General features: G+C 64.4%; 21 protein-coding genes. 6 read left to right on the top strand and 15 right to left on the bottom strand.

What is annotated here, in order from left to right; all coding sequences use genetic code 11:
• Positions 1-42 precede the first annotated feature (42 nt).
• Positions 43-1020 (bottom strand): ABC transporter substrate-binding protein, encoded by a 978-nt coding sequence (locus tag V1479_RS19240; RefSeq protein WP_438620746.1) that lies wholly within the window; start codon positions 1018-1020, stop codon positions 43-45.
• 297 nt (positions 1021-1317) lie between these two features.
• Between V1479_RS19240 and V1479_RS19235 the strand changes: the two genes are divergently transcribed.
• The 3 genes from V1479_RS19235 (at position 1318) to V1479_RS19225 (ending at position 5216) form a co-directional block, all read left to right on the top strand.
• Positions 1318-2259, top strand: coding sequence for an alpha/beta fold hydrolase (locus V1479_RS19235; RefSeq protein WP_368804368.1), 942 nt, complete (start codon positions 1318-1320; stop codon positions 2257-2259).
• Positions 2260-2394: 135 nt separating this feature from the next.
• Positions 2395-3570, top strand: a complete 1176-nt coding sequence (locus V1479_RS19230; RefSeq protein WP_368804367.1) for a CaiB/BaiF CoA transferase family protein — start codon at positions 2395-2397, stop codon at positions 3568-3570.
• Entirely contained in the window at positions 3567-5216 is a 1650-nt protein-coding gene (locus V1479_RS19225) for a thiamine pyrophosphate-binding protein (protein ID WP_368804366.1), read from the top strand. Before V1479_RS19230 ends, V1479_RS19225 begins: the two co-directional genes overlap by 4 nt.
• A 228-nt stretch (positions 5217-5444) precedes the next feature.
• On the opposite strand, the gene paaE is transcribed toward V1479_RS19225, so the two are convergent.
• The 5 genes from paaE to paaA all read right to left on the bottom strand — a co-directional run bounded on the left by paaE (position 5445) and on the right by paaA (position 9286).
• A complete protein-coding gene (paaE, locus tag V1479_RS19220; protein WP_368804365.1) occupies positions 5445-6524 on the bottom strand; it encodes a 1,2-phenylacetyl-CoA epoxidase subunit PaaE in 1080 nt (359 codons plus the stop codon).
• Positions 6525-6532: 8 nt separating this feature from the next.
• The gene (gene paaD / locus V1479_RS19215; RefSeq protein ID WP_438620745.1) at positions 6533-7066 is read right to left on the bottom strand and encodes a 1,2-phenylacetyl-CoA epoxidase subunit PaaD; all 534 of its coding nucleotides are present in this window, start codon (positions 7064-7066) and stop codon (positions 6533-6535) included.
• A 170-nt stretch (positions 7067-7236) separates the two neighbouring features.
• Positions 7237-7998 (bottom strand): 1,2-phenylacetyl-CoA epoxidase subunit PaaC, encoded by a 762-nt coding sequence (paaC, locus tag V1479_RS19210; RefSeq protein WP_368804363.1) that lies wholly within the window; start codon positions 7996-7998, stop codon positions 7237-7239.
• Entirely contained in the window at positions 7998-8285 is a 288-nt protein-coding gene (gene paaB / locus V1479_RS19205; RefSeq protein ID WP_173192253.1) for a 1,2-phenylacetyl-CoA epoxidase subunit PaaB, read from the bottom strand. The genes paaC and paaB overlap by 1 nt, the downstream gene beginning before the upstream one ends.
• Positions 8286-8290: 5 nt before the next feature.
• Positions 8291-9286: a 1,2-phenylacetyl-CoA epoxidase subunit PaaA gene (gene paaA / locus V1479_RS19200; RefSeq protein WP_368804362.1), complete on the bottom strand. Its 996-nt coding sequence runs from the start codon at positions 9284-9286 to the stop codon at positions 8291-8293.
• Between the two features lie 102 nt (positions 9287-9388).
• Here paaA and V1479_RS19195 point away from each other — a divergent pair, with 102 nt between their 5' ends.
• Positions 9389-9808: a PaaI family thioesterase gene (locus tag V1479_RS19195; RefSeq protein WP_368804361.1), complete on the top strand. Its 420-nt coding sequence runs from the start codon at positions 9389-9391 to the stop codon at positions 9806-9808.
• Here V1479_RS19195 and V1479_RS19190 read toward each other — a convergent pair.
• From V1479_RS19190 to paaI, 4 genes are read right to left on the bottom strand one after another with little or no spacing between them, the layout of a single operon-like run.
• Positions 9793-10686: a PaaX family transcriptional regulator gene (locus V1479_RS19190; RefSeq protein WP_368804360.1), complete on the bottom strand. Its 894-nt coding sequence runs from the start codon at positions 10684-10686 to the stop codon at positions 9793-9795. The genes V1479_RS19195 and V1479_RS19190 overlap by 16 nt on opposite strands.
• A 39-nt stretch (positions 10687-10725) precedes the next feature.
• Positions 10726-11325, bottom strand: a complete 600-nt coding sequence (locus tag V1479_RS19185) for a TetR/AcrR family transcriptional regulator (RefSeq protein WP_368804359.1) — start codon at positions 11323-11325, stop codon at positions 10726-10728.
• The gene (paaK, locus tag V1479_RS19180; RefSeq protein WP_368804358.1) at positions 11325-12635 is read right to left on the bottom strand and encodes a phenylacetate--CoA ligase PaaK; all 1311 of its coding nucleotides are present in this window, start codon (positions 12633-12635) and stop codon (positions 11325-11327) included. The genes V1479_RS19185 and paaK overlap by 1 nt, the downstream gene beginning before the upstream one ends.
• A 28-nt stretch (positions 12636-12663) precedes the next feature.
• Complete coding sequence (gene paaI, locus V1479_RS19175) at positions 12664-13095, bottom strand: hydroxyphenylacetyl-CoA thioesterase PaaI (RefSeq protein WP_368804357.1); 432 nt, start codon at positions 13093-13095, stop codon at positions 12664-12666.
• A gap of 97 nt (positions 13096-13192) precedes the next feature.
• Here paaI and V1479_RS19170 point away from each other — a divergent pair, with 97 nt between their 5' ends.
• Entirely contained in the window at positions 13193-14416 is a 1224-nt protein-coding gene (locus tag V1479_RS19170) for a cytochrome P450 (protein ID WP_368804356.1), read from the top strand.
• 32 nt (positions 14417-14448) lie between these two features.
• Entirely contained in the window at positions 14449-16479 is a 2031-nt protein-coding gene (gene paaZ / locus V1479_RS19165; RefSeq protein ID WP_368804355.1) for a phenylacetic acid degradation bifunctional protein PaaZ, read from the top strand.
• 76 nt (positions 16480-16555) lie between these two features.
• Here paaZ and V1479_RS19160 read toward each other — a convergent pair whose 3' ends face one another.
• The 5 genes from V1479_RS19160 to pcaC all read right to left on the bottom strand — a co-directional run bounded on the left by V1479_RS19160 (position 16556) and on the right by pcaC (position 21809).
• Positions 16556-18523: a methyl-accepting chemotaxis protein gene (locus tag V1479_RS19160; protein ID WP_368804354.1), complete on the bottom strand. Its 1968-nt coding sequence runs from the start codon at positions 18521-18523 to the stop codon at positions 16556-16558.
• 237 nt (positions 18524-18760) lie between these two features.
• Positions 18761-19831, bottom strand: a complete 1071-nt coding sequence (locus V1479_RS19155) for a 3-carboxy-cis,cis-muconate cycloisomerase (RefSeq protein ID WP_368804353.1) — start codon at positions 19829-19831, stop codon at positions 18761-18763.
• A gap of 213 nt (positions 19832-20044) precedes the next feature.
• Positions 20045-20659, bottom strand: coding sequence for a protocatechuate 3,4-dioxygenase subunit alpha (gene pcaG, locus V1479_RS19150; protein ID WP_368804352.1), 615 nt, complete (start codon positions 20657-20659; stop codon positions 20045-20047).
• Positions 20660-20661: 2 nt separating this feature from the next.
• Positions 20662-21417: a protocatechuate 3,4-dioxygenase subunit beta gene (gene pcaH / locus V1479_RS19145; RefSeq protein ID WP_368804351.1), complete on the bottom strand. Its 756-nt coding sequence runs from the start codon at positions 21415-21417 to the stop codon at positions 20662-20664.
• Positions 21414-21809: a 4-carboxymuconolactone decarboxylase gene (gene pcaC, locus V1479_RS19140; protein WP_368804350.1), complete on the bottom strand. Its 396-nt coding sequence runs from the start codon at positions 21807-21809 to the stop codon at positions 21414-21416. The genes pcaH and pcaC overlap by 4 nt, the downstream gene beginning before the upstream one ends.
• Between the last annotated feature and the right edge of the window lie 7 nt (positions 21810-21816).

The following is a 21816-nucleotide window of genomic DNA, read 5'->3' as shown; positions in this document are numbered from 1 at the left end:
ACATGCGGGAGCCAAGGGCTCCCGCATCAGCGCCTGATCTGGTCAGGGCAGCATCCGCTCTTCCTTCGGCGGCAGGTACGACGCATCGAACACGTCGCCGGGACCGACGGCACCCTTCAGCCCCATCGAGACCTTCAGATACTCGATCGACTGGGTGAGCTTGGCCTCATCGATGCCGCCGAACCCGTTCTCGACCACGTAGGGCGTCTTGATGTTGAGCGCATTGGCCATGTCGAGGCGTTCGCGCTCGATGTCGGCGTTGAGCACTTCGTTGCGCTTCATCACGGCCGCAACACCCGCGTCTGGATCGGCAACCGCGTCGGCAAAGCCCTTGGCGAGCGCCTTGAGGAACCCTTTGACTGCGTCGGGATTGGCTTCGGCGAAGTCGGTGTTGATGAGGATCGAGTTGCCATAGAGGTCGAGCCCGTTCTCGGCCATCAGGATCATCGAGATGTCGTCGGCCGGCACGCCCTGCGCCTTGAGGTTGAGCACCGAGGAAAACGCAAAGCCGAAGATGCCATCGACCTGCCCCTGCGCCAGCATCGGTTCGCGCACCGGGAAGCCGACGCTCTCGATCGTCACCTTGGATTCATCGATGCCGGCGGCCTGCACGAAGGCCGGCCACTGCGCAAACGCTCCATCCGGCGGCGGCGCCCCCAGCTTCTTTCCTTCCACGGACTTCGGATCCTCGGTGATACCGAGCGACTTGCGGCCGATGATGGAGAAAGGCGGGCGCTCGTAGACGACCATCGCGGCGCGAATCTTTTGCGACGGGTCCTCGTCGAGGAACTTGATCAGCGAATTGATGTCGCCGAAGCCCATCTGGTAGGCACCGGTCGCAACACGCGGGATCGCCTCGACCGACCCGTTGCCGGAATCGATCGTGACGTTGAGGCCCTCGGCCTCGAAATGCCCGTTGTCGATGGCGAGGAAGAAGCCGGCCGCCGGTCCCTCGAACTTCCAGTCGAGCGTGAACTTGATGTCGGTCTGCGCGGCGGCCGGCGCGACCATCGCGCCCATGGCGATACCGCCGGCCAACAAGGTCGCGGCCAGCGAAAACGATCTGCGTGTGAACATTGGAACCCCATCCGGATAGACGTTTATTTTTATGCCGGCATGAAACAGCCTGCCGGCACGCTTGGCAAGCCCTTCGCCTAACCGTTAAGCACCAACAGGCGATGCCCATTTCTCGCGCATTTCTGAGCGAAGGATCATAATTTCCGCCGATTTGCCGGCTTCGTCGGTGCGCAGGGATAGCCTGACGATAGACTTCGCGCTACGGCTTGAAAGTCTTTCGCACAAAATACGAATACCGCCATGACCTTCGACACGCAGAAAACCGTGGAATCGCCGACAGGCGCAACGCTCAATCTCTACACCGCCGCGCCACAGACGCCGCGCGCGGTGGTGCAGCTCAACCACGGCCTTTCCGAACATGCCGCCCGCTATGCGCGTTTCGCGGCGTTCCTCAAGGCTCGTGGCGTCGCGCTCTACGCGCACGATCATCGCGGTCATGGCCATACGAAGGCTCCCGATGCGCCCCTCGGCCACTTCGGCACGGACCCTGCCGCACACAAGGTGATCGCCGATGTGGGCGCCGTGCATGACGCCATCGCCCGCGATCATCCTGGCGTTCCGGTCATCGTCTTCGGCCATTCGATGGGCTCGCTGATCGCCATGAACTTCATGCTGAAACATTCGGACCGGGCAGCCGGAGCAGCCATCTGGAATGGCAATTTCTCAGCAGGCGTTCTCGGCAGGCTCGCGCAACTCTTGCTTGCCTGGGAAACCTTCCGGCTGGGTTCGGACGTGCCCTCGCGCATCCTCCCGAAACTGACGTTCGGGGCATGGGCGAAAGAGGCCAGCGACGGCCGCACGCCGTTCGACTGGCTGTCGCGCGACCAGGCGGAAGTCGACCTCTATATCGCCGATCCCCTTTGCGGGTGGGATCCGTCCGTCGGCATGTGGAAGGCCGTATTCGACTTCGTCTTCGCCGGCGCGGACGACCGCAATTTCGCGGACATCCCGAGGAACATGCCATTTCACCTGATTGGCGGTAGCGGTGACCCCGAATCCCGCTTCGGCAAGACCGTCACGCATCTTGCCGACCGCATGCGGCGGATGGGCTTTTCGAATCTCGTTTCAACGATTTACCCGGAAACCCGCCACGAATCTCTCAACGAGTTGAATCGCGATGTCATCATGGCCGATTTCGGCAGGTGGATCGACGATGCCGTGGGCGAAGCCGCAAAACGCTAGCCGCCCGTGGAGTGGAGGCTGCAGCGGCGCCACGCGGATAATGCATAAACGGCATTATCCTATTCGGAGTTTTCGGTTAACCGATCCCGGCCGATCTGCTAGGCACGCGGGACTGCAAAGGGAGCCTGCAAAGCCATGGCCGAACCGCCACTCAAGGGCGTACGCGTGATCGAACTCGCCCGCATTCTCGCCGGACCCTGGGCGGGTCAGGTGCTGGCCGACCTCGGCGCGGACGTCATCAAGGTGGAAAATCCCGACGGCGGCGATGACACGCGCAAATGGGGCCCGCCCTTCGTCATGAGCCATGACGGCGAGAACCTGTCGGCCGCCTACTACCACTCCACAAATCGCGGCAAGCGCTCCATCGCCATCGATTTCTCCACGCCCGAGGGTGCGGAAACGATCCGCCAGCTCGTCGAGACGGCGGATGTGCTGATCGAGAACTTCAAGCTGGGCGGGCTCAGGAAATACGGGCTCGACTACGACCGCCTCAAGGCGATCAACCCGCGCCTCGTCTACTGCTCGATCACCGGCTTCGGGCAGGACGGCCCCTATGCGCCGCGCGCGGGCTACGACTTCATCATCCAGGGTATCGGCGGCCTTATGTCGATCACCGGCGAGCCGGGCCGCGAGCCGCAAAAGGTTGGCGTGGCCGTTTCCGACATCTTCACTGGCCTCTATTCGGTGATCGCGATCCAGGCCGCTCTGCGCCATGTGGAGGCGACCGGCGAAGGGCAATACATCGACATGGCGCTGCTCGACACGCAGGTATCGGTGCTGGGCAACCAGAACCTCAACTATCTCGTCTCCGGCAATGCGCCGGTTCAGATGGGCAATGCCCATATGAATATCTCGCCATACGAAGTGCTGCCGGTGAAGGACGGCTTCTTCATTCTCGCCGTCGGCAACGACGGCCAGTTCCAGCGCTTCTGCAAGGTGGTAGGCCTCGACCATCTGACGACCGATCCGGACTTCGCCACCAATCCGGCGCGGGTAGCCAATCGCGTCCGGCTGCGCGAGCAATTGATCGCCACGCTGGCAGACTGGGAGCGCGAGGCGCTGCTGCCGCTGCTGGACAAGGCGGCGGTGCCGGCAAGCCCCATCAACAACATCGCCGAGATGTTCGCCGACCCGCAGGTGATCGCGCGCGGGATGCGCATGGACCTCGACGACGGCCAGGGCAACACCCTGCCTTCGGTACGCGCCCCCATGGTCATGAGCGGCACGCCTCTGAAATACGAGCGCCCCTCGCCACGGCTCGGGCAGCACACGCACGAAATCCTCGCAGAATTGGAGAAACGCGGAAAATGAGAACCGGCGGACAACTCATCGTCGACACGCTCGAGGCCAACGGTGTGGAGCGCATCTATTCCGTGCCGGGCGAAAGCTATCTCGCCGTTCTCGACGCGTTGCATGATTCCAGTATCGAAAACATCGTCTGCCGCCAGGAAGGTGGTGCGGCGATGATGGCCGATTGCGAGGGACGGCTGACGGGCAGGCCCGGCATCTGCTTCGTCACCCGCGGCCCCGGCGCTACCAACGCATCGGCAGGCATCCACATCGCCCAGCAGGATTCCAACCCGCTGATCATCTTCGTCGGTCAGATCGCGCGCGGCATCAAGGAGCGCGAGGCGTTCCAGGAGGTCGATTACAAGGCCTTCTACGGCTCGATGGCCAAGTGGGTCGTGGAGATCGACGACGCCCGCCGCGTTCCCGAACTCGTCACCCGCGCCTTTGCAGTCGCGACCTCGGGCAGGCCCGGTCCGGTGGTGGTCTCGCTGCCGGAGGACATGCTGCGCGACGAGGTCGAGGCGCCCGCGCCCCTGCCCTTCGTGCCGGTGGAAACCCGTCCCGGCGAACCTGAGATGAACCGCCTCGTCGAGCTGCTCAGCGCCGCGGAACGTCCGTTCATGGTGCTTGGCGGCACGCGCTGGACCGAGGAGGCCGTGAAGCAGGTGTGCGCCGGCATCAGCAAGTGGAAGCTGCCGGTCGGCTGCTCCTTCCGTCGCCAGACGCTCTGCGACCAGCTTCACGACTGCTACGCCGGCGACATCGGCATCGGCGCCAATCCGAAGCTTGCGCAATACATCAAGGACGCCGATCTCGTTCTGCTGGTCGGCTGCCGTTTCGGCGAGATGCCGTCGGCAGACTATACGCTGCTGAAAAGCCCCTACCCCGACCAGAAGCTTGTGCATGTGTTCCCCGAACCGGAGGAACTGGGCCGCGTTTATAGGCCGGAACTGCCGATCAACGCGTCCAACACCGCCTTCGCCGAGGCGTTCGCGCGCACCGCGCCTGAGACAACGCCGCGCTGGGCAAACCGGACCGAGGAGCTGCACCAGAGCTATCTCGAATGGTCGACGCCGCCGCAGGACGGCCCCGGCGACGTCAAGATGGGCCGCGTGATGGCGTGGCTGGAAGAAAACCTGCCGGAAAACGTCATCGTCACCAACGGCGCCGGCAACTTCGCAACCTGGATGCACCGCTTCCACCGCTACCGCCGCTTCAACGGGCAGGCTGCCCCCACTTCAGGCTCCATGGGCTACGGCGTGCCGGCCGGCGTTGCTGCCAAGGGCATCTTCCCGGACCGCGAAGTGGTGATCTGGGCTGGCGACGGCGATTTCATGATGCACGGGCAGGAGTTCGCGACCGCCGTTCAATATGGCCGGAACGTCATCGTCGTGATCCTCAACAACGGCATCTACGGCACGATCCGCATGCATCAGGAGCGCGACTATCCCGGTCGCGTTTCTGGCACGACGCTGAAGAACCCGGACTTCGCAGCCTATGCCCGCGCCTTCGGCGGCCATGGTGAGACGGTGGCGACGACGGAGGAGTTCGCACCGGCCTTCGAGCGGGCGCGGGCCAGCGGCATGCCGGCGATCATCGAGGTTAAGCTGGATCCGGAAGCGATCACCCCGACGCGGACGCTGACGCAAATCCGCCAAGGCAGCTAAAAACCAGGCCGGGCCGCAGCATGAAGCAACGAACCGGCATGCGGCGCGTTGACTTTATGCTTCGGGCCGCGTCAACCGGGCGTGGCGGTAAGGCGAACGAAGGGATTTTCCCGGTTTCTTCCTTCGGCCAACGAAACGGCAGACGAGCGCCTGTCCCGCCCGGCCCGAAGTCACATGACCTAAATTCGCGTATCGTTCCAGGCAGTTTTGATCAAAGCCGGGCAGCGTTCACGACGCGTCGAAATCGAGCACCAGTCTTTTTGAGGTCGGACGCGTCTGGCAGGCGAGCGTGAAGCCGGCCTCGATCTCCCAAGGTTGCAGCGAATAATTGACGGCCATTTCGGCCTCGCCCTCGGCAACCCGGCAGCGGCAGGTGCAGCACATGCCGCCGGCGCAGGAATAAGGAATTTCCAGCCCCGCCCGATGCGCCGCGTCGAGCACGGTTGCATCCGTCTCTGCCATCGGGAACGCGCGGCGTACGCCATCAAGCACGACCTCGATCTCGACACCGGCCTCCGCCGCCTTCTGCGCCCTGGCCGAGCGCGAGCGCGGTGCCGGAGCATCGCCAGACGGCGTGAACCGTTCGAACCGGATGCGATCCCCCTCGACACCCAGCGCCTTCAGCGCGGTCGAGACCTCGTCGATCATCTCACCCGGCCCGCACAGGAAGATGCCGTCGGCAGCAGCCACGTCGATCAGGCCGCGATTTGCCAGTTCGGTGATGCGGGCGCCGTCGATGCGGCCATTGAAAAGCTCGACATCCTGCGCCTCGCGCGAAAGCAGATGCACGACCGAAAAACGGCGCATGTGCCGGTCCTTCAGGTCCTCCAGTTCCTCGCGGAACATGATCGTGTCGGTCGAGCGGTTGCCGTATATCAACGTGATCGTGCTGTCCGGTTCATGGCTGAGAACCGTCTTAGCGATCGACAGCATCGGAGTGATGCCCGAGCCGGCCGCGATCAGAACGTAATCGTGCCGCTCGCCGGCCAGCGAGGTGAACCGGCCCTCCGGCGGCATCACCCGGATCGTGTCACCCACGGAAAGGCGCTCGTTGACGAAGCTGGAGAACCGACCGTCTGCCACCCGCTTGACGCCGACGCGCAGGGTCGGCTCGCCGGGCGCGGAGCAGATCGAGTAGGAACGCCGGGCCTCCTTTCCGTCGATGTCGGTAGCAAGCGTGAGATACTGGCCGGGACGGAAGGCGAAGGTTTCCCTCAGCGCGTCCGGTATCTCGAAGGCGACGGCAACCGCCTCAGGCGTTTCGCGCGCGATCGCAGCAACTTTGAGGTCGTGAAATCTGGGTGCCATGACGGTTCCTAGATGCACTTGAAATAATCGAACGGTTCCCGGCACGCCGTGCAGCGGTAGAGCGCCTTGCAGGCCGTGGAGCCGAATTCGGAAACGCGCTCGGTGTGCGGTGAGCCGCACTGTGGGCAATCCACCTGCGTCTCACCGAACAGCGCACGGATCGAGTTGGAAGCCTTCACCGGCGGCGCAATACCGTATGCGCGCAGCTTTTCGCGGCCGTCCTCGGTGATCCAGTCAGTCGTCCAGGCGGGCGAGATGACGCGCTCGACGCGCGCATCGAAGCCTGCCTCGCGTAGCGCCGTCTCGACAGCCAGCTCGATCGCCAGCACCGCCGGACAGCCCGAATAGGTCGGCGTCACCCGGGCGACCGCGACCCCGTCAAGGATTTCCACCGAACGCAGAATACCGAGATCGGCCACCGTGACGCAGGGCACCTCAGGGTCGGGCACGGATGCGGCGGCGGCATAGGCGCGGCGATAGGCATCGCCACAAACGCCGTCGGCGTGGAGTTCTACGTCGCCCCCCTCTGGCCTGCCGGCCATCTCCCCCACGAGGGGGGAGATCGGCAGCTTCACCGAATTCTTTCGCCTTTCAACGTTCGACTTTGGCGAAGGTAGATATGACGGCTGATCTCCCCCCTCGTGGGGGAGATGGCCGGCAGGCCAGAGGGGGGCGCTGTCCCGCCACCCCTGCCTATGTCCGGCTACGTGCATCACCACACCGCCCCCGGATAGGTACGCTGGATGTGCTGCAATTCGGCAAGCAGGTAGCCCATCGCCTCGCCGTGGCGACCCTGCCGTCCGCCGGTCTGCGGCCAGGCGGTCTCCGGCATGTCAAGAAAGGCTTCGGCGAACACGCGCTGGACCGTAGAGTCGAAGCTCGACCGCAAGGAGGCTGGCGCCGGCGCGATGCCTGCCTTTGAAACGGCTTCGCTTACCGCGTCCGTCTCAAACAACTCGTCGACATAGGGCGCCAGCGCCTCGACGGCCGCCTTCATGCGGGCGGCACTTTCCTCCGTCCCGTCGCCCAGCCGGATAACCCATTCGCCGCAATGGCGGACGTGGTAGGAGACCTCCTTGACCGCCTTGGCAGCGATGCCCGCCAGGGTCTCGTCGGTGGACGCGGATGCCTTCTCCCAGAATGGATGCATGAACGCCGCGAAATAGAACTGGCGCAGCATGGTGTGAGCGAAATCGCCATTCGGCCGCTCGACCATCAGGCAGTTGAGGTACTCGCGTTCGCGGCGCAGATACGCCAGGTCATCCTCGCTGCGCCCCTTGCCCTCCACTTCGGCGGCATATTGATAAAGCGCCCGAGCCTGCCCGATCAGGTCGAGCGCGATGTTGGGCATGGCAAGGTCTTCTTCCAGCATCGGCGCATGGCCGCACCATTCCGACAGGCGATGGCCGAGGATCAGGTGGTCGTCCGCAAGCCGAAGCAGGAAGGTGACGAAATGGTCGCGCGAAACCTCCATCACATATGCCCCACATCGTCGGGGATCTTGTAGAAGGTCGGATGCCGGTAAACTTTCGACAGCGCCGGCTCGAAATTCTCGTCCTTGTGCTCGGGATCGGAAGCGACGATCGCGGCCGAAGGCACCACCCAGATCGACACGCCCTCGCCGCGCCGCGTATAGACATCGCGTGCCGCCTGCAGCGCCATCACCTCGTCGGCAGCGTGCACCGAGCCGCAATGCTTGTGTGCAAGCCCGTTGCGCGGCCGGATGAAGACTTCCCACAGCGGGATTTCGTTCTTTGCCATCTCTCTTACTCCGCCGCCATTCTCGCCGCTTCGGCGCGGGCCTTGCGCTTCTCCGCGTGGGCAAGGGCCGCCTCGCGCACCCATGCGCCCTCGTCCCAGGCCTTCTGCCGGGCAGCCAGGCGCTCCTTGTTCATCGGACCGCCGCCCTTCACGACGCGCCAGAACTCGTCCCAGTCGATCTCGCCGAAATCGTAGTGGCCCCGCTCCTCGTTCCATTTCAGGTTTGGATCGGGGAAGGTCAGGCCGAGGAATTCGCCCTGCGGCACCGTGGAATCCACGAATTGCTGGCGCAGCTCGTCATTGGTGAAGCGCTTGATCTTCCAGCGCATCGACTGGTCTCCGTGCTGGCTGTCGGAATCGTGCGGGCCGAACATCATCAGCGACGGCCACCACCAGCGGTTCAGCGCGTCCTGCGCCATCTCTTTCTGTTCCGGCGTGCCGTTCGCCAGCGTCATCATGATCTCGTAGCCCTGGCGCTGGTGGAAGCTCTCTTCCTTGCACACCCGGATCATGGCGCGGGCGTAGGGCCCGTAAGAGCAGCGGCAGAGCGGAATCTGGTTCATGATCGCAGCGCCGTCGACCAGCCAGCCGATCGCGCCGATGTCGGCCCAGGTGAGCGTCGGATAGTTGAAGATCGAAGAGTACTTCGCCTTGCCGGCCAGCAACTCCTCGGTCATCTCCTCGCGCGAAACGCCCAGCGTCTCGGCAGCGGAATAGAGGTAGAGCCCGTGGCCGCCCTCGTCCTGCACCTTGGCCAGAAGAGCCGCCTTGCGGCGGAGCGAAGGCGCGCGCGTGATCCAATTGCCCTCCGGCAGCATGCCGACGATCTCGGAATGCGCGTGCTGACCGATCTGCCGGACCAGCGTGCGCCGATAGCCCTCCGGCATGGGGTCGTTCGGTTCGATCTTTTCTTCGGCGTCGATGCGCTTCTGGAAAGCGTCGAGAAAGGCCTGGTCCTCAGCCGATTCCGTCTTCGCGCCGATCAATCCCTGGCTATACATGACAGTTCCTCCATGGTCGGATGATAGCATATCCGTCCGCCATCCATATGTAACGAAATTATCGATTGATTGCAACAATTCGTAACACGTCAGAGGAGCAGCATGCCGCAATTCGGAATGGAGCAGGCGCAGAAGACACTGGAGACCGTGTTCGCGCCGTGGATCGTCGAGCTTGGATTGAGGCCGGTTTCCTTCGATGAGAACGGCGGCAGTTTCGTCCTGCCGCACAACGACCGGCTGGTCCATGTCGGCGGTGTGGTCTGCGGTCAGGCGACCGCGTCGGCGGCGGATACGGCCTGCGTGGTGACGCTGGCAGCGCTGAACGGGCGCTTCCGCATCTGCACGACCGTGGACCTGACCACCCATTTCATCCGGCCGCTGAAGCCGGGAGACATCGAAATCCGCGTCGAGGTGCTGTCGAACGGCAAGCGTATGGCCTACGCGCGCGTAGAGATGAGGGCCAAGGGCGACACGCGCGTCGCCGTCACCGCGACGTCGGCATTCGCCTATCTGGAGAACTGACGCGGGTCTCGCCAGCGCCGCGCCAACGCCGATGGATCGACGGGCTCCGGGAGACCGGCCATATCGAGCCATGTCTCGCTTGGTGCCGCCAGCGCTTCATGAATGTCGCGCGCGATCGAGCGCGCCTCCGCCCCCGGCCATGATGGCGGCAGTAGCGCACCTGGCAGGCCGGGATCGCGCAGAACGATCCGCCGCCAGTCGTGGACGAGAAGCGTGCGCGCGGCGATGGCATCGATCGGCACAAGCACGGAGCCGTTCCGCAATGCCTCGTGAAGCGGGTGGAACGCCGCGATGAAAGCATGGTAAGCGTCGGCGATCTCCTGCGAGGGCCATAATTCACGAAACGCCTCGGGATGTTCCGCGCTTTCGCCATGGATCACGAGCATGCCGGCAAGCGCCTCGGTTGCATCGGGTGCGTCGTCGGTTTCCGGCCGCATATGGACCCCGCCATTGATCCGCACGAAACCGAGTGCCGGCAGTTCGCCACCTTGCGCATTGGCGCCTGGCGCAGCTACGGCAACAGTCCACTTGCCCGCCCATCCCGGCGGGCCGGCCGCATAGATGCGCCGTGTGGCGAGGTCAAAGGCGTGGCGACCGTGTTCGTCCAGGCTGAAGAACGAATGCCGCCCACGCCGATCGCGCGTTACCCACTTGTCCCCGGCCAGCCGCGACAGCGCGGTGCGCAGGGCGCCCGGCTCGATGCGCAGCCGCGCCATGATGTCCTGCAACACCGTCAGCGGCACACGCCCGCCGCGCGGCACCACAGCATCGCCGAAAATCGTGATGACCAGCGACCAGACGCGCGGGCGCCCGCGTTCATGCAGCTGAGCAATCAGGGTTTCAAGGGCGGCAACGGCCGGATCGGCGGACTTTGGCATAAGGCCATCAGATGGCACGACGGCGCGCGTGGTGGCAAGTCAGGAGCGCAGCGCCCTCACCCCGCCCACCAGCAGGCGCGACGCGAGCCGCGCATAGTCCTGTCGCCCGACAGGACCGCCGTCCCGGAACCACATATACGCCCAGTTGACCATGCCGAAGAGGCTCATCGTCACCGGTTTGAGCAGCGGCGTGCCGTCAAATGTCGCCGGGTCGAGCGCGTGGACGGCCCGGGCCACGATCTCCACGAGCCGCCGCTCCAGCGCCTTCAACTGTTCCTGTTCCGGGTCGGGCAGCAGGCGCAGGGCGTCGACCTGCACCTTGTGCTCGGCATCGGCGTCGCGATAGGCCTCCAGCAGCGCGCCGACCAGCGCCTCAAGCCGGGCTTCCGGCGGCAGCGCAGGATCGTCCGCCTCCTCCACCGCTTCAACCAGCGCGCTCAAGTGATTCTGCAATATGTCGAAAAGCAGCGCCTCCTTCGAGGCGTAGTAGTGATAGAGCAGCGCCTTGGAGACCCCGCATTCGGCCGCCAGCCGCGCCATCGAGGCACGATCGTAGCCGTCGCGCGCGAAAACGATCGCCGCGCGGTGCAGGATCGCGCCACGCTTCTCGTCATGGTCCTTGGCGCGGCTGCGCGCCATCAGTTCTTCGGCCGGTTGTCGACGATCCGCACCGCCTTGCCCTGGCTGCGCGCCACCTTGTCGGGCTCGGTGACGTTGACCTTCACCGACACGCCGACAACATCCTTGATGCGCATGACAAGGTCGGTGGCGCAGGCCGAACGCGCCTCGCCGGCCGCATGGCTGGCAATCGCCTCCACATGCACGACCATCTCGTCCATCCGCCCCTCGCGCAGGAGCTCGATCTGGAAGTGCGGCGCGAGGCCCGTCACCTTCAGGATCTGCTCTTCGATCTGCGTGGGAAACACGTTGACCCCGCGCAGGATCATCATGTCGTCGGAACGGCCGGTGATTTTCTCCATGCGCCGCATGGTGCGCGCCGTGCCTGGAAGCAGCCGCGTGAGGTCGCGCGTCCGGTAACGGATGATCGGGAACGCTTCCTTGCTGAGCGAGGTGAAGACCAGCTCGCCCTTTTCGCCATCCGGCAGCACCTCGCCGGTCTGCGGATCGATCACCTCCGGATAGAAGTGATCCTCCCAGATGTGCAGCCCGTCCTTGGTCTCCACACATTCGTTGGCGACGCCCGGCCCCATCACCTCGGACAGGCCATAGATGTCCACGGCATGCATGTCGAACGCATCCTCGATCTCGGCGCGCATGGCGTTTGTCCACGGCTCGGCACCGAAGATGCCCACCTGCAAGGGGCTCTTGCGCGGGTCGAGCCCTTGGGCACGATATTCGTCGAGGATGGAGAGCATGTAGGACGGCGTGACCATGATGGTCGAAGCCTGGAAGTCCTCGATCAGCGTGACCTGCCGCTGTGTCATCCCGCCCGAGACCGGCACCACCGTGCAACCGAGCTTCTCCGCGCCGTAATGCGCGCCGAGACCGCCGGTGAACAGGCCATAGCCATAGGCTATATGAACGATGTCGCCCGGCCGCGTGCCCGAAGCCCGCATCGAACGGGCAACGCATTCTGCCCATACGTCGATGTCGTTCTTCGTGTATCCCACCACCGTCGGCTTGCCCGTCGTACCCGATGAGGCGTGAATGCGCGCTACCTTCTCGCGCGGAACGGCAAACATGCCGAACGGGTAGTTGGCCCGCAGATCGGCCTTAACGGTGAACGGAAACTTGCCCAGGTCAGACAGCGTCCTGAGGTCGTCGGGGTGAACGCCGGCCTCGTCGAAGCTTTTCCGGTAATGCGGAACGTTATCGTAGGCATGGCGCAGCGACCACTTCAGCCGATGAAGCTGCAGGGCTGCGATTTCGTCGCGCGAAGAAATCTCGATCGGGTCGAGATCTTCCTTTCGTGGCGTCAAATCCTTCATGGTCTCCTCCCGAAACGCTCGCCGAGCGCTACTCCTCGAAATGCCTGCCGTCGATCACGCGCGAGGCGCCGCGAAACTCGGCGATCACCTTGCCGGCTGCATCGCTTACGGTCACGTCGTAGAGCCCCGAGCGTCCCGCGCGCGTCACTTCACGCGCAACCGCCGTCAGCCGCTCCCCAAGCTTGCCTGGCCGCAGGAAACTGATCGTGTTGTGCTGTGCCACCGCGAGCTGATTGTAGGAGTTGCAGGCGAACGCAAAGGCGCTGTCGGCCAGCGTGAAGATGTAGCCGCCGTGGCAGATGTCGTGGCCGTTGGTGTGGTGCTTCCCGACGGTGAACGAGGTGGTCGCCGTGCCGGGCCCCACGGCATCGAGGCTCATGCCAAGCCATTTCGACGCGTCGTCCCGCGCCCACATGGCTTGCGCACTGCGCTGCGCGATTTCCTCTGCCGAAAGCCCCATGCGATCCTCCCTTCGCAGACTGGCGAGGAGACTTGCATAAACCGACCGGCCGGTCAATAATACTTGAGATTGCATCGCGGAGGAGAATTCGGTGCAGATGGACGCAGCAACATCCGATGCCGCGCTGGCGGCGCGTTTCGACATCAACGCCTTGCCGCAAGGCTTCGCGGACGACCCCTTCCCCACCTATCGCGCGCTGCTCGAGCACGCGCCGGTCAAGCGTTTCGCCGACGGCTCGGTGATGCTGTCACGCTATGCCGATCTCGACCGCGTCTATCGCGACACAAGGGCGTTCTCGTCCGACAAGAAGGTCGAGTTCCTGCCGAAATTTGGCCAAACACCGCTCTATGAGCATCACACCACCAGCCTGGTCTTCAACGACCCGCCGCTGCACACACGCGTGCGCAAGATCATGATGGGGGCGCTGACACCGCGCGCCATCTCGGCGATGGAACCGGGCCTGATCGCGCTGGTCGACGGCCTGCTCGACCGCATGGCCCGGAAGAACGACGTCGACCTGATCGAGAATTTCGCCGCAGCCATTCCGATCGAGGTGATCGGCAATCTGTTCGTGATGCCGCACGAGGAGCGCGGGCCGCTGCGCGACTGGTCGCTGGCGATCCTCGGCGCGCTCGAACCCACCTTGACGCCGCAGCAGCAGGAAATCGGCAACCGCGCCGTCACCGACTTCAAGGCCTATCTGGCCGACCTCGCCGCGCGCCGCAGGAAGGAGCCCGGCGATCCGGCGACCGATGTGCTGACCAGGCTGATCGACGGCAACGACGGCGAGCAGCTTTCCGATGTCGAGCTTCTTCAGAACTGCATCTTCATCCTCAATGCCGGCCACGAAACGACCACGAACCTGATCGGTAACGCTCTGTTCGAACTGTTGGAATGGCCGGACGAAAGGCGCCGGCTAGAGGCCGATCCCGGCCTGATCGACACCGCTGTGGACGAGTTCCTGCGCTTCCAGTCGCCGAACCAGCTCGGCAACCGGATGACCACGGAGCCCGTCGAGTTCCACGGCGAGGAGATTGCTGCCGGCACCCGCATCCATCTGTGCATCGGTGCTGCCAATCGCGACCCGCGCCAGTATGACGAGCCGGACCGCCTCGACCTGACCCGCAAGCCGAACCGGCACCTTGCTTTCGCGCAGGGTCCGCATCTGTGCGCCGGCTTCTCCCTGGCGCGGATGGAGGGCCGCATCGCAATCTCGCGCTTCCTGCAACGGTTCCCGAACTACCGGCTGGCCGGCACCCCACAGCGCACCGGCCGCGTCCGCTTCAGGGGCTTTTCGCACCTGCCGGCAGAGGTTGGGTGAATGGAAAGCCGCGTCTCGACAAGGAGTAACCGATGACCATCATCCCCCTTCACAGCTATGCCACTGGCCGCTGGATCGGGCCGGCCGGCAACATCTCGACGCTGCGGAGCGCCGTAACGGGCGAGGCGGTTGCCGAGATCGGCGGCGGCGGGCTCGACTATGCCGGCATGGCCGAACATGCCCGGCGGACAGGTGGCCCCGCCCTGCGGGCCATGACCTTCCACCAGCGCGCAGCGATGCTGAAGGCGCTCGCGCAATATCTGAACGAGCGCCGCGACCCGCTTTACGAGCTCTCCTACGAGACGGGCGCGACCAAGGCGGACTCGATGATCGACATCGACGGCGGCATCGGCACGCTGTTCGTCTATGCCTCCAAGGGCAAGCGCGAACTGCCGGACGACACGATCTATGTCGATGGCGCGCTTGAGCAGCTTTCGCGCGGCGGCAACTTCCTCGGCCAGCATGTCGCAACCTCGCTGCAGGGCGTCGCCGTCCACATCAACGCCTTCAATTTTCCCGTCTGGGGCATGCTGGAAAAACTGGCGCCCACCCTGCTTGCTGGTGTGCCGGCCATCGTCAAGCCGGCCTCGGCCACGGCGTGGCTCACCGAGGCAGCGTTCCGCATGATGATCGAATCCGGCCTACTGCCGGAAGGTGCCGTGCAACTCATTGCCGGCCCGACCGGCGACCTGCTCGATCGGCTCGGCTGGCAGGACGTGGTGTCCTTCACCGGCTCGGCGGCAACAGCCGGCATGCTGCGCGCCAATCCTCATCTGATCCGAAATTCCGTGCGCTTCATCGCCGAGCAGGATTCGTTGAACGCTTCGATCCTTGGGCCCGATGCGTCCCCCGGCACACCGGAATTCGACGCCTTCGTCAAGGAAGTGCATCGCGAGATGACGGCCAAGGCCGGCCAGAAATGCACGGCCATGCGCCGGCTCATAGTGCCCGCCGCCCACCGGGACGCCGTCATCGAGGCGGTCGCCGACAGGCTGGCGAAGACCGTGATCGGCAACCCGCGCGACGAGGCAACGCGCATGGGCGCGCTCGCCAGCCTCGCCCAACGCGACGATGTCCGGGAGAAGGTCGAAGCAATAGCCCGCGAGGCGCGCCTCGTGCATGGCGATCCGCGAAAGGTCGACGTCAGCGCAGCCGACGCCGAGAAAGGGGCTTTCATCTCGCCGTTGCTGTTTGCCTGCGACGACCCGGACAGTGCCGAGGGCATCCATGCCGTTGAGGCGTTCGGCCCGGTCTCGACCGTGATGGGCTATCGCGACATCGCTCACGCGGCAGCACTTGCCAATCGCGGCGGCGGCTCGCTTGTGGCCTCGGTGTTCACGCGCGATCCAGCGGTCGCGCGGCAGGTCGTTGAAGTCGCCGGGGCGTTCCACGGCCGGCTCTATTTCGCAAACCGCGACACCGGGAAGGAGGCGACCGGCCACGGCTCCCCCCTGCCCCACATGGTGCATGGCGGGCCGGGACGCGCGGGCGGCGGCGAGGAGATGGGCGGCATTCGCGGCGTCATGCACTACATGCAGCGCACTGCGATCCAGGCGAGTCCTGACCTGATGACCGGCATCACCGGGGGCTGGGTAGCAGGCGCGAAGACGCTGGAGAAGGATCGCCATCCGTTCCGGATGCGTTTTCCAGACCTGGAAATCGGCCACACGCTGTGGACAAAGAGCCGGCAGGTCACGCTTGAGGACATCGAGCATTTTGCCGAGTTCACCGGCGACACCTTCTACGCCCATATGGACGAGGAAGCGGCGAAAGCCAATCCGTTATTCCCCGGCCGCGTCGCGCACGGCTACCTGATCCTGTCCTTCGCCGCCGGGCTGTTCGTCGATCCCGCGCCCGGACCTGTGCTGGCCAACTACGGACTGGACAATTTGCGCTTCATGAAGCCGGTTTCGCCCGGCGACAGCCTCAAGGTACGGCTGACGGCGAAGACGAAAACGCGGCGCAACGATGAATATGGCGAAGTGCGCTGGGACGTTGCGGTGGTCAATCAGGACGGAGAACAGGTCGCCGGCTACGAACTACTGACCATGAACGCGATGTAGTCGTACCGCGACGAGCAACCTCAATGAAAAAAGGCGGCCCTGGAGCCGCCCTGTTTCTTCCCGTCGTACGTGACCGCTATTCCGCAGCCACCACGCCGCCGAAGGCGCCCGCCACACGCTGGCCGAGCACACGAGCAGGCGAAGGGACGGAAGCGCTGTAATCGTCCGCCTCGCGCACGCTGGCCCCGCCCTCGACCTTGAAGTGCGAAATGAGCTGAGTGAGGCTGGCGGACTCGCTCGACAGGCGATGCGTTGCCGCCGTTGTCTCTTCCACCATCGCCGCATTGCGCTGGGTGACCTGATCCATCTGGTTCATGGCCGTGTTGATCTCGGAGAGCCCCGTCGACTGCTCGCCGGCGGCGCTCGCGATCGAATGGACATGCTCGTTGATGTGCACGACATGCGCCTGGATCGTGTCGAGCGCTTCGCCGGTCGCCGTGACCAGCCGCACGCCTGTCGACACTTCCTCGCCAGACTTGGTGATGAGGTCCTTGATGTCCTTGGCGGCCGTTGCCGAACGCTGGGCGAGCTCGCGCACTTCCTGCGCCACCACGGCAAAGCCTCTGCCCGCCTCGCCGGCCCGCGCCGCCTCGACACCCGCATTGAGCGCCAGGAGGTTGGTCTGGAAGGCAATCTCGTCGATCAGGCTGATGATCTGGCCGATCTCGCCCGATGCCTGCTCGATGCGGCTCATGGCGCTGACGGCCTCGGCCACCACCTTCGTGGACTGCTCGGTCGAGCGACGGGCCTCGTCGACCATCCGGCTTGCCTCCTGCGCGCGATCGGTCGACTCGCGCACCGTTGCGGTGATCTCGTCGAGCGCGGCGGAGGTCTCCTCGAGGGAGGCCGCCTGCTGTTCGGTGCGCCGCGACAGGTCGTCCGCAGCCGAGCGCAGCTCGACGGTATTGGAGCCGATCGTGTCCGAAGTGATCCGAACGTCGCGCAACACACTACGCAGCGTCTGCATGGTGGAATTGACGTTGTGCTGCAGTTCTTCGAACGCGCCCTGGAAATTACCGTTCATGCTCTGGGTCAGGTCGCCCTCGGCAAGGCTGGCCACCACGCGGCGAACCTCGGCGATGCCCGTGTCGACGCTGGTCACCAGTTCGTTGACGCTTGCAGCGAAACGGTTGAGGTCGGCGTCCTGATAGTCCTTCGTGATGCGACGGTCGAAATTGCCCCGCACGGCGCTGGCAACCACTTCCGCAATGCTGGTCTGCAGGTCGGCGCTCTTCGCCTGAAGGGCTGCTTCCTGTGCATTCAGCTCGCGCACTTTGAGCGCGTTCTGCTTGAACACCTCGACAGCCTTGGCCATCTCGCCGATCTCGTCCTTGCGACCGGCAAACGGAATATCCGCTTCGAGATTGCCTTCGGCGAGCATTTTCATGGTTCCCGTCAGGCCGCGGATCGGGCGGCTGAGCTGTGCAGTGCCGATATAGGCCGCAGCACCCGCGCCGGCGGCAAGCCCGACCAGAACAACGGACCCGATGAGGATCGCCATGCGCGTCTGGAACGAAGCCAGGTCGACCTTCACGTCCGCCAGGATTTGCTGGTCGCGATTGACGACCGCGTCGATTTCAGCCTGAAACGCCTTGCGGTTCGCCCGGTTCTGCTCGTTGTTGCCCTGAATGTTGGCTTCCGCCGGGCTCACCTCGGTGCCGAGGCGTGCGGTTTCGGCGCGGAAGGCGCGAAACTCGGCGGAGCGGTCCACGACTGCGTTGAAATCCGCAAGCCCTTCGGCGTCGACCAGCGGCCGCCACTGCTCCAGCAGGGCGTCCATCCGGTCGAGCGACCGATAAATGCCCTCGCCGAATTGTTCGGCCTGTTCCGTGGATGACGATGCGTAGATGCCGCGCGCATCCATCACCACGGCGGTGACATAGCGGTTGAGGCGTTCGCCGAGATAGGCGCGCTCCGACGCGTTTTCCAGCGCTGCCAGCCGCGCATTGTATTCGTTGAGCGTGTAGACGGCCATGCCGCCGATCGCCACCGCGACCAGGCCCATCAGGCCGACGATCGCATAAATCTTGCTACCAATCTTCATGGCAGAACCCCCAATTTGCGGGTCCGTACGGACCCCTGTCGCCCTACCCCGCCTCTCGACAGGGAGACACGCATGCCCGAGGCCGCGCCGTCGGCAACAAAGTATGCCGGCGGCGAGCCGATTTGCCCGTCCGCGCACCACTAATGAGCGCTTTGGTTAAGCTTGATTTAAATTGGAGGAGCTACGCGTGGATTATGCCGCAAAAGCCTGATGACGCTACGGAATCCCTTGCAGGGTCTAGCCTCGGGCGCCAGTTTCGCGGAACGCCATCGACATGGCCAGCGCTTCCGCCTTGCGGAGCGCAGAAGCGGTCGCCACCACCATTTGTGGCAGCGTCAGCCACTCCAGCGTCCAGGCCGCACCAGAGCGCTCGTTTTCATGCACCATCGCATGGTGCATGCCGGCAACCAGCGTTGCATTGAACCGGGCGAGCGCCACCAGCGTCTCTGCATCGACAGGATTGACCTTGTGCGGCATGGCGGATGAGCCGCCGCCGGAGGAAAGCTTCACCTCGCCCACCTCCGATTGCGCCAGCAGCGCCACATCCTGTCCCATCTTGCCGAGGCTTCCGGTCACGAGCGAAAGCCAGGAGGCAAATGCAACGATCCCGTCGCGTTCACTGTGGCGTGCGCGGGACAGTGCCCGCAGCCCGAGCTTTTCGGCCAGCCGTCGGGTGACGGCAGGCGCTGCGTCGCCAAGCTTCTCCAACATCCCCGCCGCTCCACCGAAATGCAGGACGCAGACATCGTCGCGAACCGCCGCGAGCCTTTCGCGATGCCGCTCCAGCGGCTCGCGCCAGCTTGCGATCTTGCGCGAGGCGGGCACGGGAATGGCCGCCTGCATGCGGGTATGTGCCATCGTCTCGACGGCACCGTCCCGCGCTTCCAGCCGCTTGAGCTCATCGACCACCGACGCCAGCCGCGCCTCGATGACGCCCATGGCATCCTTGAGCCTTATGGCTAGGCTGGTGTCGATAACGTCCTGGCTCGTCGCCCCAAAGTGAACACGGCTGGCATGGGGCTCACCCACCGCCGCGCGAAGCTGGCGCACCAGTTCCGGCACCACCACGCCATCGCGCGCCACCCCTGCCCGCAGCCCGTCCATGTTCGGTTCGAATGTGTCGAGGGCCGCTGCAATTACGGCTGCCGCATCGCTGTCTATCAGCCCTTCCTCTAACTCGGCTTCCGCCAGTGCCGTCTCGAATGCCAGCATCGCCGCGATATCGGCCTCGACAGAAAAGCATGAGCCGACCTCCTCGTCACCGAGCAGCCCCGAAAGGAATGGATGGTCGAAAGGCGAAACGGTCACGGGTTCTTACCAGCAGCAATGATACAGATGAAAATTGGGTGTGCGTCCTTCGAGGCTCGCTTCGCTCGCACCTCAGGATCAGGGAGGTGGGTTGATCGAATCCGCTCGCGGTGGGCTCGATGCACAACGGTCCTCATCCTGAGGTGCGAGCACAGCGAGCCTCGAAGGACGCACATTGCCACGGCGGGTGTCAACCAACAGCGCTCAAAGCCATCAGATGTCGAAGAAGACGGTTTCCTTCTCGCCCTGCAGATGGATGTCGAAGCGATAGCCGCCTTCGACAGGCTCGGCCACCAGCGTCGGCACCCGCACGCGGTGCTCGATGCGTGCGAGGACCGGGTCCTCGGCATTGGCCGCCTCCTCGTCACCGAAATACATGCGCGTGTGCAGGCCGATATTGATGCCGCGCGCGACGATCCAGAAGGTGACGTGCGGGGCCATAAGCCGGCCGTCATTGAAGGGAACACGGCCGGGCTTGACCGTCTCGAAACGGAATTCGCCCGACACCATGTCCGTCGCGCAGCGCCCCCAGCCGGTGAAGTTGGGATCCGCCGTACCACGCATCTCCGAGGGCGAATTGTAGAGCCCTTCGGCGTCGGCCTGCCAGATTTCGAGGAGCGCATCCCTCAGCGGCGTCCCGGTGCCATCGAGCACGCGCCCGATGATGGCAATGCGTTTCCCGCGCGTCTTGTCGTTGACCATGCTGGAACCGAGATCGTGCGGATAGACACCGCTGATTTCGGAGAAGTTCGGCGTCAGCCCGATATGGACGTAGGGACCGGCGGTCTGCGACGCGCTTTCCTTGAAGCGATTGAGCGGCTGGGCCATGGTCAGTTCCCCTCCAGGCGATTTTCGAAGAGCGTGGAGCGGCGACCGCGCAGGACGATGTCGAACTTGTAGGCGCGGCTGTCCATAGGCGTCGTCGCGCTCATGTCGAGCGCTGCCGTCAGATCGGAGATCGCCGCGGGATCGTTGATCGTCTTGACGATGGGGCACAGCGGAATCATCGGATCGCCTTCGAAATACATCTGGGTGATGAGCCGCTGCGCGAACCCATGCCCAAAGATCGAGAAGTGGATATGCGCCGGGCGCCAGTCGTTGGGACCATTCGGCCAGGGATATGGCCCCGGCTGCACGGTTCGGAGGACATAACCGCCGTCTTCGTCGGTGATGGTGCGTCCGCAGCCGCCGAAATTCGGATCGAGCGGTGCGATATAGCCTTCCTTCTTGTGGCGATAGCGCCCGCCGGCATTGGCCTGCCAGAATTCCAGCAACGCACCGGGCACACCCTTGCCACGCTCGTCGAGGACCCGCCCATAGACGATGATGCGCGGACCGATGGCGCTCTCACCGGGCTTCGCGAAATTGTGGATCAGGTCGTTGTCGAGCGCGCCGAGAATATTGTGGCCGAAGACCGGACCCGTGATTTCCGACAGCGTGTTGTCGAGCGACAGCAGCGCCTTCTGCGGCGAACGCAGCACGGAGGTCTTGTACCAGGGCGTATAGGCTTGCGGATGCCACTCGCGGTCGCGCTGGAAGAATGCGCCCGTTTCCGGCTTGCGGTTCGAGAGCATGCCCTCGCTCATTTGCCCTTCTCCTTGTCCATCTCGTCCAGTACGTGCTTGACGACCTTGATCGCGTGGTTGGCGCGCGGCACGCCGGCATAGATCGCAACGTGCAGCATGACTTCCAGGATGTCGTCACGCGTGGCGCCGGTGTTGGCCGTGGCGCGCGTGTGCAACGCCAGTTCCTCGAAATTGCCGAGGCCGGCCAGAAGCGCCAGCGTCATCATCGAGCGCTCGCGCCGGGTGATCGTGTCGCGCGACCACACATGCCCCCACGCGGCCTCGGTGATGAGTTCCTGGAACGGCGCATCAAACGCCGTCTTTGCGGCCTCGGCGCGGTCGACGTGGGCGTCGCCCAGCACCGCCCGGCGTGTCGCCATGCCCTGTTCGTGCCGTTTCGATTTTTCGTTCATCGGTTGA

Origin of the sequence: Neoaquamicrobium sediminum (genome assembly GCF_040970315.1) — a bacterium.
Classification (GTDB): Bacteria; Pseudomonadota; Alphaproteobacteria; order Rhizobiales; family Rhizobiaceae; genus Aerobium; species Aerobium sediminum.
This window is presented reverse-complemented; position numbering and strand designations above follow the sequence as displayed.

Bases quoted from the DNA above. Each gene is read 5' to 3' on its own strand.
- paaK (WP_368804358.1), bottom strand. From the start codon at position 12,635: ATGAAGGATTTGACGCCACGAAAGGAAGATCTCGACCCGATCGAGATT.
- V1479_RS19230 (WP_368804367.1), top strand. From the start codon at position 2,395: ATGGCCGAACCGCCACTCAAGGGCGTACGCGTGATCGAACTCGCCCGC.
- V1479_RS19235 (WP_368804368.1), top strand. From the start codon at position 1,318: ATGACCTTCGACACGCAGAAAACCGTGGAATCGCCGACAGGCGCAACG.
- V1479_RS19160 (WP_368804354.1), bottom strand. From the start codon at position 18,523: ATGAAGATTGGTAGCAAGATTTATGCGATCGTCGGCCTGATGGGCCTG.
- V1479_RS19185 (WP_368804359.1), bottom strand. From the start codon at position 11,325: ATGGCGCGCAGCCGCGCCAAGGACCATGACGAGAAGCGTGGCGCGATC.
- pcaG (WP_368804352.1), bottom strand. From the start codon at position 20,659: ATGGCCCAGCCGCTCAATCGCTTCAAGGAAAGCGCGTCGCAGACCGCC.
- paaA (WP_368804362.1), bottom strand. From the start codon at position 9,286: ATGTATAGCCAGGGATTGATCGGCGCGAAGACGGAATCGGCTGAGGAC.
- paaI (WP_368804357.1), bottom strand. From the start codon at position 13,095: ATGGGGCTTTCGGCAGAGGAAATCGCGCAGCGCAGTGCGCAAGCCATG.
- paaE (WP_368804365.1), bottom strand. From the start codon at position 6,524: ATGGCACCCAGATTTCACGACCTCAAAGTTGCTGCGATCGCGCGCGAA.
- V1479_RS19225 (WP_368804366.1), top strand. From the start codon at position 3,567: ATGAGAACCGGCGGACAACTCATCGTCGACACGCTCGAGGCCAACGGT.
- V1479_RS19195 (WP_368804361.1), top strand. From the start codon at position 9,389: ATGCCGCAATTCGGAATGGAGCAGGCGCAGAAGACACTGGAGACCGTG.
- paaC (WP_368804363.1), bottom strand. From the start codon at position 7,998: ATGGAGGTTTCGCGCGACCATTTCGTCACCTTCCTGCTTCGGCTTGCG.
- pcaH (WP_368804351.1), bottom strand. From the start codon at position 21,417: ATGAGCGAGGGCATGCTCTCGAACCGCAAGCCGGAAACGGGCGCATTC.
- paaB (WP_173192253.1), bottom strand. From the start codon at position 8,285: ATGGCAAAGAACGAAATCCCGCTGTGGGAAGTCTTCATCCGGCCGCGC.
- V1479_RS19190 (WP_368804360.1), bottom strand. From the start codon at position 10,686: ATGCCAAAGTCCGCCGATCCGGCCGTTGCCGCCCTTGAAACCCTGATT.
- paaD (WP_438620745.1), bottom strand. From the start codon at position 7,066: ATGGCCGGCAGGCCAGAGGGGGGCGACGTAGAACTCCACGCCGACGGC.
- V1479_RS19240 (WP_438620746.1), bottom strand. From the start codon at position 1,020: ATGGGCGCGATGGTCGCGCCGGCCGCCGCGCAGACCGACATCAAGTTC.
- paaZ (WP_368804355.1), top strand. From the start codon at position 14,449: ATGACCATCATCCCCCTTCACAGCTATGCCACTGGCCGCTGGATCGGG.
- pcaC (WP_368804350.1), bottom strand. From the start codon at position 21,809: ATGAACGAAAAATCGAAACGGCACGAACAGGGCATGGCGACACGCCGG.
- V1479_RS19170 (WP_368804356.1), top strand. From the start codon at position 13,193: ATGGACGCAGCAACATCCGATGCCGCGCTGGCGGCGCGTTTCGACATC.